The following is a 13,137-nucleotide window of genomic DNA, read 5'->3' on the forward strand; positions in this document are numbered from 1 at the left end:
ACAAGAGATTGTGACGCTTAAAGCCGGAACTTTTACCGTTGTTCAGCCGGAAATTCATTCCTACTTTCCCAAAGAAGCCGGCTTGGATGAGGTCGTGACTATTACCGGCAAAGGATTCGGTGAATTCCTCAAAATTTCAGAAGCAACTCGCTTATCACTCAACCAGGATGCTCATGACTGGAAAATCTACGACCTAGGGCAAGATGTATCTCGTAGTGAGGTTTTGGTGAGCGGCGTTGCCACGCACATCGAGACATGGACCGATACCCAGATCACGATCCGTGTCCCTCGCCGGCCGGCTTATGGTTTTGGAAATCCAAAGGGTTTTAACGACGATCTGAGCAAAGGGGAACTGATTCTGAAACGAGGGTCATGGGATATGCTCGATACCGGCGAATGTTGTACGCCTAAAAAGTATATTTCGATCGTTGCTGGGCCATTTTCGATTTTGCAGAGAGGCCTTCCTAACAAGGATTATTGGAAGGAAAAGGGCGAGCGCAGAAATGACTAATGGCATAACTTGGAATCATGATCTTATGAAAACTTTCCATTCGTGGGACCACAAGGTGAAAGGTCTGTGTGTGTTGGGAGCCCTTGCGAGTTTAGGCTTTTTTGTAAATCCTCAACCAGCCTTTCCTCAAGCAACTCCGTCTGCTCTCTCACTTCAAGCCAGTCCTACCAAGGTGACGTTTCTTGGTGTGCATTTCCTGAACGCCCGCAAGGGCTGGATCGTTGGAGCAGGTGGGACCGTTCTCGATACCGACGATGGCGGAGCCTCATGGAAGTCGAGCCCACGCCGGACCAACGCATTATTGACGGCGGTGACATTTGCGGATGTGATGCATGGATGGATTCTTGGACAAAACGGAACGGTGTTGCATACTGTCGACGGTGGCAAGCAGTGGGTTCCACAGGATAGTGGGACAAATGGAACGCTTTACGCGGCTGATTTTCTTACAACCGATCATGGGTGGGTCGTTGGTTCCCGCGGGGTAATTCTGCACACGGAAGACGGGGGAGAGAGCTGGGCTGATCAAGTCAGTGGGACGACAGCAGATCTCTTCGGCGTCCATTTTCTGAATGAAAAACGGGGATGGGCCGTGGGTGCCCTTGGTGTCATATTGGCAACTACTGACGGGGGAAAGAGTTGGGGGCTCCAGACCACCAATAATCCCGCAACATTCTTTGATATTGTGTTTACAGATAATGTGGCGGGATGGGCTGTTGGGACGCAGGGAGCTATCTTCCAAACGTTGAATGGAGGGGAAGTATGGGTGGATCACACTCGATCCTGTGGAAGTCCATGCATTAAGCCGGCTGATTTGGTCAATATTCAGTTTTTGAATTCACTGGTTGGTCGCATTGTTGGTGAGCGTGGGACGATTTTAGAGACTCAAGATGCTGGATTTACCTGGCAGGAAATCGAACCATTAAACTCTGAAACCCTTTATGCCCAATCGTTTCCTGACCCTTCTCATGGGTTTGCGGTGGGAGACCATGGGACGATAATTCATTTTGAAACCGCCACACCACAACCCTAAATGTGGGCCCATCCGTCGTTGGTATCAGAGATAATTGAGTCTGGCCTGGAGAATGGCCAATGAAGCCAGGCTAGCAGTTTCTGCTCTCAAAACTCCCTTCCCTAACGTGGCAAAAACTACATTTAGAGATTGTGCCGCATGCCGTTCCTCTTTCGTCCAACCGCCTTCTGGGCCGATGAAAACAGTGATTCCGCCTTGAATCTCCGATGGTAATGGTATTTTTGAAAGAGAAACGTTCTCCTGCCGTTCAGCTAACATGATTGGTAACCCTCCATTTTCCCGCTGCAAAAATTTCTGAAATGTTTGAATGGGAAGTATGGTTGGCATGCTCCATCGCTCACTTTGTTGCGCTGCTTCCAAGGCAATTCGATCCCATCTTTCCTGAAATTTGGCTGCGTGTATTGGCGACACTCGAGGAATGATCCTCTCTGTCACGAGTGGCGCAATCGTATTGACTCCGAGTTCCGTCGCTTTTTGGATAACCCAGGCCATTTTCTCTCCTTTTAAAAGAGCTTGAGCCAAGGTAATGGGCGGAGTAGAAGATGGTGGGGATTTTTCAATGCTCCGAACATTGGCATAGATAGCCTGTTTGGTTATCTGATGGATGATTGTATGGTACCGTCGACCTCTATCATCATTGAGAATCAGCAGGTCTCCAGGTCTCGTTCGTAAACTTTTTGATAGATGAGTGAATAAAGGGTCGCCTATCATGACCATTTCATCCTCAACCTGTGTTGAATGGATGAAGTAAACTGGCATATGTTTTAGTCGTAATGGGGGGAGGAAAAGGGCAGGAAGGTTAATCGAACATATTCTTAACTTTATCGAACAGGCCTTCTCCTTGTGCGTCCGTAGAAATCCCGCACTCCTCCGCATAGGCGGTAAGGAGTTCGTGTTGCTTTGGAGTCAGTTTGGTAGGAATTTCAATTTTAGTCCGAATCAGTTGATCCCCACGATTTTGGGATTTAAGCCCAGGGGCGCCTAAACCTTTAAGGCGGAGAATTTGATCATGTTGGGTTCCTCCAGGAATCTTCACCATAGTGGTTCCATTTAATGTTGGGACTTCAACTTTTCCTCCAAGAGTCGCTGTGACGAAATCCAAGCGTAAGTCATAAAGGATCTCTTGGCCTTTCCGTTGAAAGTGTGGATGTGGCCTTACATTGAGTGCCACATACAAATCCCCAGGGGGGCCGCCATTCATCCCATGCTCCCCTTCGTGGGAAAGGCGAAGTCTCATGCCTGTTTCGACCCCAGCTGGAATGGTCACCGCCAAGAGCCGTTCCTTGTGAACGCGTCTTTGCCCCCTACAGGTTTTGCATGGGTCGGCAATAACCTGTCCTGATCCTTGGCATTGCCCACAGGTCCGATTGATGGTGAAAAATCCTTGTTGCAAGCGAATTTGTCCAGCCCCACGGCATGCAGAACAGGGTTTGACGGCTTGATCAGATTTCGCGCCGGTTCCATGGCAGGTTTCACAGACTTCCCAACGAGGAATCTTGAGTTTGGCTTCCTTGCCATTGATGGCCTCTTCAAAAGAGATCTCTAGGTTATATTGAAGATCATTGCCTTGTTCGGCACGATTTTGACCTCTGCCACCACCGAAGAAATCTTCAAAAATATCTCCAAACACATCTCCAAAGCCGCCTCCCCCAAACCCGAATCCGTCGGCTCCTCCTCCTTGGCCAGCCGCTGCGTGTCCGAACATGTCGTACTTTTTTCGGCGATCCGAATCGCTGAGCACTTCATAGGCCTCTCCGGCTTCCTTGAACTTTTCTTCGGCTGTTTTTTTATGATTTGGGTCGGCATGCAAATCCGGGTGGTGTTGCCTGGCCAGCTTTCTAAAGCCTTTTTTAATCTCCTCTTCCGAGGCATTGCGGTCCACCCCGAGAATTTCGTAATAATCTCGTTTTCCGGTCTGTGCCATCAGCGTTATCCAACCAAGGATGGAAAAATTTGCCAGTAATGTATGAGCATGCGCATCAGTCTGCTCGAAGAATTTTTAATTCTTGCCTTTATCAACTTCTTCAAATTCGGCATCTACAACTTTTTCCTCATTACCAGCGCCTTCACCACCAGAGGTTCCAGGGCCGTCTTCCGGCCCGGTTCCACCTGACGAGGCGTCAGTGGAGGCCTTCTTATACATTTCTTCGGCTAATTTATGTGAGGCTGTGGTGAGGCTTTGCATGGCGGTTTTAATCGCTTCCAGGTCGGTTTCCTCCATGGCTTTACGGAGTGCGTCCACTGCCCCTGTGATGTTTGATTTCTCCGACTCCTCAATCTTGTCTCCATGTTCACTTAAATTCTTTTCTGTACTATAAATAAGAGTATCGGCCTGATTTTTGACTTCGACCAATTCCCGTTTCTTTTTGTCTTCTTCGGTATGACTTTGAGCTTCCTTAACGAGACGCTCAACTTCTTCCTTACTTAATCCACTAGATGCCGTGATCTTGATCGATTGTTCTTTCTGTGTCGCCATATCTTTGGCTGAGACATGCACAATTCCATTTGCGTCAATGTCAAAGGTGACTTCAACTTGCGGAACACCTCTTGGAGCCATAGGAAGCCCCACTAAATCAAACTGTCCCAATAGCTTATTGTCATTGGCCATTTCCCGCTCACCTTGGAAGACTCTTATGGTCACAGCAGTTTGGTTGTCGGCTGCGGTGGAAAAAATTTGGCTTTTTTTGGTGGGTATTGTGGTATTGCGTTCGATGAGTTTCGTGAAGATTCCACCTAATGTTTCAATGCCGAGTGAAAGCGGGGTGACATCCAGCAACAGGACATCTTTGACATCTCCTTTCAAGACACCACCTTGAATGGCCGCACCGATTGCGACCACTTCATCGGGATTCACACCACGATGGGGTTCTTTCCCGAAAAATTGCTTGACCCGTTCAATGACTTTTGGCATCCGAGTCATCCCACCCACCAAGACGATTTCATTGATGTCGCTGGTGGTCATGTCAGCATCGGCAAGAGCTTTTTTGCAGGGTTCCATTGTCCGCTCAATTAAATCATTCACCAGTTGCTCGTATTTTGATCTGGTGAGTTTAAGCACCAAGTGTTTTGGTCCACTGGCATCCGCGGTAATGAAGGGTAAATTGATTTCGGTTTCTTGGGAAGAGGAGAGTTCAATTTTTGCCCGTTCGGCTGCTTCTTTAAGTCGTTGAAGGGCCATTCGATCATTGCGTAAATCTATTCCCTGATCTTTTTTGAATTCTTCAACCAACCAATCCATCACGCGAAGGTCAAAGTCGTCTCCGCCCAAAAATGTATCACCATTAGTGGATTTGACTTCAAAGACGCCTTCTCCGATTTCTAGGATTGAAACGTCAAAGGTTCCACCACCTAGATCGTAGACAGCAATACGTTCATCTTTTTTCTTATCGAGTCCATAGGCGAGTGACGCTGCCGTCGGCTCATTAATGATGCGCAAGACATTTAATCCCGCGATCTTTCCTGCGTCCTTGGTGGCTTGCCGTTGGCTATCATCAAAATAGGCGGGAACCGTTATGACAGCATCTGTCACCTTTTCCCCTAAATAATCTTCAGCCGTTTGTTTCATTTTTTGGAGGATCATGGCTGAAACTTCTGCTGGACTATAGCTTTTTCCTCTGATGATGACGTGGGCATCCCCATTAGGGCCTTCCGCTGTTTTATAGGAGAGCCGTGTTGCTGCATTTTTGACTTCAGGGGAAGAATGCTTTCTCCCCATCAGGCGCTTTACCGAGTAAATAGTGTTTTCTGGGTTGGTAATGGCTTGCCGTTTGGCAATCTGTCCGACCAATCGTTCGTCTTTGTCGGTCAAGGCCACGACCGATGGTGTGGTCCGTCCGCCTTCTGAGTTGGCGATGACCGTTGGGTCTCCCCCACTCATCACCGCAACGCAAGAATTTGTTGTTCCTAAGTCAATCCCAATAATTTTGCTCATACGTGTATTCCTCCCTCTTCACCAGATTCTTCAGTAGAACACGGTTCTGCCATTTCTGATTTTTCTTTCGCTACGCTTACCATTGCCGGGCGTAAAATGCGGTCGTGCAATAAATATCCTTTTTGAAATTCTTCGATGACCGTGTTTGGATCCACACCTTCAGATTCCACCTGGGCCACTGCTTGATGGATAGCAGGATCAAAAGAGTTTCCCGTGGTGGATAGTTGTCGAACGCCAACTTTACCCACGGTTTCCAGGAATTGTTTATGGGTAAGCTCTACCCCCTCCAGTAATGGGCCGCTGGTTCCTGCATCTTTTGCGCACTGTATGGCTCGCTCAAGATTATCTATAATAGGAAGCAAATTTTTTAGTAACGATTCACTGCCAAATCGAATAGAATCGCTCTGATCCCGCTGGGCGCGACGTTTGTAGTTTTCAAATTCTGCAGCCAGACGCAGGTATTTATCTTGGGAAATTTGGAGTTCTTCTTCTGGCGTTCCGTCACACTCAGAAGTATTTCCTGTTGTGTCCTCTGTTGAATGTTCTTGAGGACCGACTTCTTCTGCAGTCGCTTCTTCAGTAGTTTCCTCATTGGAGAACATGGATTTACCTTTTCCCGTTTGTTGCGTCATGAATGACCAATAAGAAGAGAGAGACATTTCAAGTTACTTATCAAAGTTAGATAGTCACTTCCTCTGGCAAGTCAACCCATCCTCTTAAATTTCTTATGATTTTTGGTTAACAAAAAAAATAGACGATATCGAAAAAAGTTATCCACAGGAAAGGGTCATGCGATCATAAAGGAGCTTTAACCCCTCTAATGTCAGGTTTGGTCTAACCTCCTGAATTGTGCGAGAAATTGGAACAATCGTTTGAGCCAGTCCACCTGTTGCGATGACAAGTGCCGAATCTCCGATTTCCTGTTGTATTCTCCTCACGATTTCATCAACCAATCCAGCATATCCATACATGATTCCTGCCTGCATGCTGGAGGTTGTGTCTTTGCCAATTACGGAGGTCGGAACAGCCAGATCAACTTTCGGAAGCTTGGCTGTTTTTGTGTGAAGAGTATCTGCTGCGCTTTTTAAGCCAGGGGCAATGGTTCCACCTAGGTACTCGCCAAGTTTGGTGACGATACAAAATGTGGTGGCGGTCCCAAAGTCTACAATAATCAGATATCGTCGATAGCGGGCAAAGGCCGCAGCCGCATTGACGAGACGGTCTGTCCCAATTTCATCGGGATTACTGTATTGGAGGATGAGCCCATGAGGACATGCGCTCGTGACGATAAGGGGTTGTTGGCCGAGTAATGATTGGGCCAACATGTCAAAAATATGCGTGAGAGGGGGGACCACACTCGTGACAATACAGCCTGAAATATTTTCTGGCAGGATTTTATGAAATTGAAGGAGCGAGCGAAGAACAATGCTGTATTCATCAGGGGTCTTGGAATGGTCGGTGGATAAGCGCCAGTGTGAGATCAGCATGCTGTCTTGAAAAATGCCACAGACAATATGTGAGTTACCAATGTCGATGGCTAAAAGCATAAAAAAGGCACTCCTCTTAAGCCATCCTTCAGAGATGGGTCATTTTGGGGCGGTTGTGCGTAGATGAAAGATTTCCCCTGAATGAATATCTCGCATCCTAGTCGATTGTTTGTTTGGGTCGGAAGGGGATGGGATGACTTGAAGTTGGCCATGTTCTCCTATGGAATGGGCCAGTCCCTGTAGTTGGCTTCCATCGGGGAACTGAACCTGAATCGTCTGTCCAATGGTGGCACACCAATGTGTGTATTCTACAAGTAAAGATTGAGGACCATTGGAACTCAGGTTTTCCCAATTTTCTTCCAAGGATGTGATCACTTTGATGATCAGTGCTTCTCTATCCAGAGGGCAATGACATTGGATATGCAGAGAAGTCGCGCTGGCTTGAAGCGCTGATGGGAATTCGGATTGAGTAATGTTAACGTTAATCCCGAATCCGATCACCACGCATGTCTGGTGCCCTGAATTCCGAAAGGAATCACATAACACGCCCCCAAGTTTACGTCCTCCTATTAATAAGTCATTGGGCCACTTGAGATCGATACGAATTCCTGTCTGTTGTTCAAGTGCCTGGGCAATGGCCACCCCGGCCATGTGGGGAATCCATCCTAAATATTGAATAGTTGTTTCAGGAACCAAAAGGAGAGATCCGTAAATATTGGCCTTGCCTGGTGAAAACCAAGACCGATCTAGTCGACCTCGCCCCGCGGTTTGTCTGTCGGCCAGAACGACGGTTCCAGAAAGTGCCTGGTCCTTGGCCCTTTCCATGGCAAACGCATTGGTTGAGCCTAACTCGTCAAAAATATACAGGGTCTCGCCAATTTTTTTTAAGGGAAGAAGGGCGGCTAGTTTTTTGGAGGATAACACGGATAAGGCAGGGGGTTAGAGTAAAAGTCAGGCTCGGTATTTTCGCTTTTGAGGACCTGTTTTGGTTTGGAGCGGAGCGATGTCCATCGATAGGTCCATGGACGGGGCGGAATGTGTGAGTGCCCCAATCGAGATGAAATCCGGTCCGGCTTCTGCCATATCTCGAACATTGTCCAAGGTCATGCCTCCTGATACTTCCACCAAGGCCTGCTTTTGAATGATGTCTATGGCCTGTCTGACATGATCGGGGGTCATGTTATCCAATAAAAGGACATCGGCTTTTCCCTTCAAGGCCTGTCGGACCTGAGCAATCGTTTCGACTTCCACGCAAATTCGAAGGCCATGCGGGGCATGTTGCCTGGCCCATAGACAAGTCTGGGTGATGTTCATCCGTTGGGATGCCATAACCATCAAGTGGTTATCTTTAATGAGCATGCCATCATGGAGGGAGAAGCGATGATTTTTTCCCCCGCCAAGGCGGACGGCCCATTTTTCTAAGGCCCGGAGTCCCGGGGTGGTTTTCCGTGTGTCCACTATTGCGACCGGATAATCGCGAACAGCCTCGCAGAACTGATGGGTGAGCGTGCTGATCCCCGAAAGCCGTTGGAGGAAGTTCAAGGCGATACGTTCGCCCTGAAGGAGGGATTGCGCCTTCCCTTTTATGCTGAGGATCGTGGTTGACGGGCGCACCATGGTTCCATCGTCAGTATGAGTGGTAAGTTCAATGGAGGAATCGACTGCATGAAATACCTGTCTGGCAACGGCCACGCCTGCCACGATCATGTGGCCTTTCGCTTTGATTTCGGCGCGAGCTAACAGGGTTGGTGGAATGAGAAGGGTCGAGGTCAGGTCTCCGTAGGCAAGGTCTTCTTCCAGGGCAGCGCTGATTACGCGCCGCATAGCGGAAAGAGGAGGAGGCGAGGCGAAAGCAGGTACACCCATCAGGTCGTCATGGAAACCAGTTGTTGTTCGGTCATATTCAGAATTCCCAGCTCATCGATTAGTTTGGTACGACGGTCTTCTGATTCCTGGATCACGGAAGACTCCGCCTTCTCCCTGAATTCAGGAGAGGATAACCGACTGCCAAGGCGTTGCACTTCCTTCTCTTTTTCTCCAATTTGTTTCTGGATTTTTTTGACAACTTCATGGAGGTCAATCTCATTGGGAACAGGAATGCCAATGGTACTGAAATGACCTGAAGGTAATTGTAATGTGCGGAGAGGTGGAATCGCCTGGTCTGTGATGACCGATGAGCGAAGAATCGACTCGATATAGGGGGTGAGGAAGCCCATGGTTGCCGTGTCGTGGGCATGGGCACACACTCCATAAATTGAAGGTGCTTGAGATGGGGAAATATTCAGGAAAGCTCGTCCGGTTCTCGCCGTGTTGACAAACGCTTGGAGAAGTGAAAAAGCCTGTTCGGCTTCAGCATTGGTCCATTCCGGTTTTTCAGTGGGAAAGTTTTGCGTCATGATTGATGGCCCTTCATGCGGGAAGGATTGCCATATCTCTTCTGTAATAAACGGCATCACGGGGTGTAACAGCCGTTGGATGATTTCAAATGATTCCAAAAGCGTCTGGCGGGTGGCGGGCGCATCAGGATGGTTTTCCTGTTGGAGACAGGCTTTGGCGAGTTCTATGAACCAATCACAATATTCATGCCATATGAATTGATAGAGCGCGGAGGCGGCTTGGTCAAAGCGATAGTCTTCAAACGCTTTGGTTACTTCATGGATCGTATGGTTCAGTCGGCTAAGAATCCACCGATCCGGAAAAGGACGGAGTTCTACGGAGAGTGATACGCGTGGTCCGTCCGCGTACAGATGAATGAAGCGCGCCGCATTCCAAAGTTTTGTGACAAAATTTCGATATCCTTCGATGCGTTCTTCGGCCAGCTTAATGTCTCGTCCCGGTGAGGCCATTGAGGCCAGGGTAAACCTCAGCGCATCCGTTCCATATTGGCGCATTTTGGTCAAGGGATCAATCACATTTCCTTTCGATTTGCTCATCTTCTGGCCCTCAGCGTCCCGAACCAAGGCATGGATGTACACATCGCGGAATGGGACTTTCCCTGTAAATTTCAGGCCCATCATGATCATTCTGGCAACCCAAAAGAACAGGATGTCCAATCCAGTGACTAGAGTCGCTGTTGGATAAAAGGTTTTCAGGTCTTCTGTATTTTCTGGCCACCCGAGTGTAGAAAATGGCCAGAGAGCGGAGGAAAACCAGGTATCCAATACATCAGGATCTTGAAAAAGGTTGGTCCCTCCACATGTGGGACATGATTGTGGTGGAGTTCTTGATACGATGGGTTGAGCATCTGAGGCTATAAAGCAGCTTCTTGTGAGCTGGGCGGAAGGAATACCCTTCTGGTCAGGTGCTTCGCCAGCCTGGCTGGTTTTGGGCAAATGGTCCTTGTTGCAGTTTCGACAATACCAGGCGGGGATTTGATGCCCCCACCAGATTTGGCGAGAAATACACCAATCTTTGATCTGGCGCATCCAGCCCAGATAATTATTTTTCCATCCATCGGGAATAATACGAATGTCACCCGCTTCAACCGCTTGGATAGCTGGAGTCGCCAAGGGTTGTATTTTGACGAACCATTGAGGTGAAAGGTATGGCTCAGTAACAGTTTTGCATCGGTAGCATTTGCCAATGGCCATGGCGTGATCTTCGACCTTGGAGAGTAATTCCTGCCTTTCCAGGGCTTCTATCACAATGGCTCTGGCTTCCTGGACGGACTTGAAGTTGAGTTCCGCTTGAAGTGTGGGATCGGCCTGGGCCTCCTGGAGTCCCATTGGGCTCATACGAGCTTGAAAGTCGAGTATACCCAGGCGTGGAAGGCCGTGTCGCTCGCCTGCTTCAAAATCATTGAAGTCATGCGCAGGGGTAATTTTTACGGCCCCGGTTCCAAATTCCCGGTCAACTAATATCGGATCAGCCACAACCGGAATGGTCCGTGTCGTCAAAGGGACCTGAACTTCTTGCCCAATGTACTTCTGGTAGCGAGGGTCCTCAGGGTGGACGGCCACTGCGGTATCTCCCAGAATGGTCTCTGGTCTGGTTGTGGCCACTATGAGAAATTCCGTGGGATCGTCCACGAGGAAGTACGGAATGTGATAGAGCTTTCCCTTTGTTGGTTCATGTTCAACTTCAATGTCAGAAAGGGCTGTCAGGCAGCGAGAGCACCAATTAATTAAACGTTCCCCACGGTAAATGAGGCCTTCCTCGTACAGCCGAACAAACACTTCTCGAACCGCCAGGGAAAGTCCTTCATCCATGGTAAATCGAAGGCGAGTCCAATCACAGGATGCCCCCAACTGTTTGAGTTGTTCGATAATGGTATCTCCGGATTGATGCCTCCACTTCCACACCCGGTCGATGAAGGCCGGGCGCCCAAGGTGTTCTCGTGTTTGACCTTCTTGCGCGAGTTGCCGTTCAACCACATTTTGGGTCGCAATCCCTGCATGGTCTGTCCCGGGGATCCATAAGGTGTTCAATCCCTGCATGCGTCGCCAACGAACGATAATGTCCTGGATAGTTGTATTGAGTGCATGTCCTATGTGGAGGGATCCCGTCACGTTGGGCGGGGGAATGACCAGACTAAAGGAAGGAGCAAGGTTGGTTGGGTCAGGCTGGAAGAATTGGTGTTCAATCCAGTATGACCCCCATCGGTTCTCGACTTCACCGGGATTGTACGTTTTTTCTAATTGTGAAGAGGCCATATTGGTATTTTTGAATTGGCGAAAAAAGTCCGATGTTATCACGGGTCCTATGGCCCTGCAAATACAACCTCTTGTTCCCCTCATGTTGCCTATGGTAAAAGTGGGGTCACTGGAGTTTTAACAATCTCATTTAACTCAGGAGAATCGCTCATGCCACGTGGTCGGCAAAAAGATCGTGATTTGCGAAGAAAACATCGAAAAAATCAACAACGGGTAAAAGGATTGGAAGTTGCCCGGCGCGAAAAAGGCAAAAAGAAATAATAGACTAATTTCTTGCGGTGGTCCTTGTCGTGTTACAAAATGATCGCTTCACCTCCTAATTCTCCTTCCTTGCGTTCGTTCTGATTGAACAACTCAATTAAACCTTTGGTTCGAGGTAAGGGTCCGGCCACTAACCTTTTGGCCTTGATGCTCTGTTCACTCAACTTTCTTCTATGACATCTCCCATAAAAGTCATTTTTTTTGATGCTGTAGGGACCTTATTTGATGTGAAGGGATCAGTAGGGGAGGTGTATTTAACCTATGCCAAAAAATACGGGGTTCCAGACACAGAACAGACCCTTCAGGCCTTAAATGCAGCTTTTAAGCAAACGATGAAAGACATGCCTCCCCCTGTTTTCTCAGTGGAGCGGCCGGAAAAACTCAAACAATGCGAGCGGTTGTGGTGGTTTGATGTTGTACATGCCGTTTTTTATCGGGTGGGTATGTTCGAGGGGTTCGATGATTTTTTCGAAGAGGTATTTGAGGCGTTTGGGCAGTCTATCCATTGGGAACTGTTCCCTGATACATACGAAGTCTTAGGTCATCTCAAGCGGCAGGGATTTGAACTCGGAATCATTTCCAATTTTGATAGCCGGTTTTTTCAGGTTTCCCGGGCGCTTGGTCTCAACACATTTTTTGATTCTGTGACCATTTCCAGCTTGGTCGGAGCTGCCAAGCCAGCTCAAAAGATTTTTTGTCATGCACTTGATGAACACATGGTGGTTCCTCAAGAAGCTCTTCATGTGGGAGATCACCCTATTGAGGATTTGGAGGGGGCTCTACAAGCTGGTCTTCATGCTCTCCTGATTGATCGTTCTACGCCTAGCCTCCCTCATCCAAGAACACTTTCAAGTTTGACCCAACTGGCTTCGTCTGACCTCTTGTATCCCTAGGATACCTATCCCTTCCTTTAGGATTTCTTTCCCAATCACTCCCTATTGAGAGTCCGAGACTGGGCTTTCGGGGATTTCCCAAACTGACGGGTAAAAATGGACTCCCAATAGTTCAAGGGCCGACCGGTGGGTGGGCACCCCGAACGCAGAGATGTCCTGCATGATCCTGAGGGACCTAGGAGCCCCCAGTAATTCAAAAGTGGGCATACTTGACCATTTTGACCATTCAGGGTACGGTTTAAAATCAAATTAGACCCCTCTAGGCTGGTGCGGCCTTTTTTTGACATGGTGACTTTTTCCCAGGTTCCGAACCTTAAGTTAATACTCCTCCGTCGATAACACGAAACTCGTGGAATTTTTTGCCATCAGTGG

11 protein-coding genes are annotated in these 13,137 nt (G+C 48.4%); 3 read left to right on the forward strand and 8 right to left on the reverse strand.

Features of this window, described 5'->3' with window-relative positions; translation table 11 throughout:
• Window positions 1–511, forward strand: a 511-nt coding sequence (locus tag AAH187_RS09975) for an IPT/TIG domain-containing protein (protein WP_342348309.1), incomplete at its 5' end; no start/stop codon positions are given.
• Between the two features lie 25 nt (window positions 512–536).
• Entirely contained in the window at window positions 537–1,541 is a 1,005-nt protein-coding gene (locus tag AAH187_RS09980) for a YCF48-related protein (RefSeq protein ID WP_342348310.1), read from the forward strand.
• Window positions 1,542–1,565: 24 nt separating this feature from the next.
• Here the strand turns inward: AAH187_RS09980 and AAH187_RS09985 are convergent, their stop codons facing one another.
• From AAH187_RS09985 to AAH187_RS10020, 8 genes are all read right to left on the reverse strand, one after another.
• On the reverse strand, window positions 1,566–2,417 hold the full coding sequence (locus AAH187_RS09985) for an RsmE family RNA methyltransferase (protein ID WP_342348311.1): 852 nt from the start codon (window positions 2,415–2,417) through the stop codon (window positions 1,566–1,568).
• Complete coding sequence (gene dnaJ / locus AAH187_RS09990) at window positions 2,341–3,465, reverse strand: molecular chaperone DnaJ (RefSeq protein WP_342348312.1); 1,125 nt, start codon at window positions 3,463–3,465, stop codon at window positions 2,341–2,343. Before dnaJ ends, AAH187_RS09985 begins: the two co-directional genes overlap by 77 nt.
• Before the next feature lie 75 nt (window positions 3,466–3,540).
• The gene (gene dnaK / locus AAH187_RS09995; protein WP_342348313.1) at window positions 3,541–5,472 is read right to left on the reverse strand and encodes a molecular chaperone DnaK; all 1,932 of its coding nucleotides are present in this window, start codon (window positions 5,470–5,472) and stop codon (window positions 3,541–3,543) included.
• A complete protein-coding gene (gene grpE, locus AAH187_RS10000; RefSeq protein WP_342348314.1) occupies window positions 5,469–6,131 on the reverse strand; it encodes a nucleotide exchange factor GrpE in 663 nt (220 codons plus the stop codon). The genes dnaK and grpE overlap by 4 nt, the downstream gene beginning before the upstream one ends.
• Before the next feature lie 111 nt (window positions 6,132–6,242).
• The gene (locus AAH187_RS10005; RefSeq protein WP_342348315.1) at window positions 6,243–7,019 is read right to left on the reverse strand and encodes a type III pantothenate kinase; all 777 of its coding nucleotides are present in this window, start codon (window positions 7,017–7,019) and stop codon (window positions 6,243–6,245) included.
• A gap of 39 nt (window positions 7,020–7,058) precedes the next feature.
• On the reverse strand, window positions 7,059–7,883 hold the full coding sequence (locus AAH187_RS10010; RefSeq protein ID WP_342348316.1) for a biotin--[acetyl-CoA-carboxylase] ligase: 825 nt from the start codon (window positions 7,881–7,883) through the stop codon (window positions 7,059–7,061).
• A 27-nt stretch (window positions 7,884–7,910) separates the two neighbouring features.
• Window positions 7,911–8,825 carry a carboxylating nicotinate-nucleotide diphosphorylase gene (gene nadC, locus AAH187_RS10015; protein ID WP_342348317.1) on the reverse strand — a complete coding sequence of 305 codons (915 nt, stop codon included), beginning with the start codon at window positions 8,823–8,825 and terminating at the stop codon, window positions 7,911–7,913.
• Window positions 8,825–11,611, reverse strand: coding sequence for a valine--tRNA ligase (locus tag AAH187_RS10020; protein ID WP_342348318.1), 2,787 nt, complete (start codon window positions 11,609–11,611; stop codon window positions 8,825–8,827). Before AAH187_RS10020 ends, nadC begins: the two co-directional genes overlap by 1 nt.
• 434 nt (window positions 11,612–12,045) lie before the next feature.
• On the opposite strand from AAH187_RS10020, the gene AAH187_RS10025 reads away from it, so the two are divergent.
• Window positions 12,046–12,765 (forward strand): HAD-IA family hydrolase, encoded by a 720-nt coding sequence (locus AAH187_RS10025; RefSeq protein WP_342348319.1) that lies wholly within the window; start codon window positions 12,046–12,048, stop codon window positions 12,763–12,765.
• The last annotated feature ends 372 nt before the right edge of the window (window positions 12,766–13,137 follow it).

The sequence above is a fragment of the uncultured Nitrospira sp. genome (assembly GCA_902500695.1).
Classification (GTDB): domain Bacteria; phylum Nitrospirota; class Nitrospiria; order Nitrospirales; family UBA8639; genus Nitrospira_E.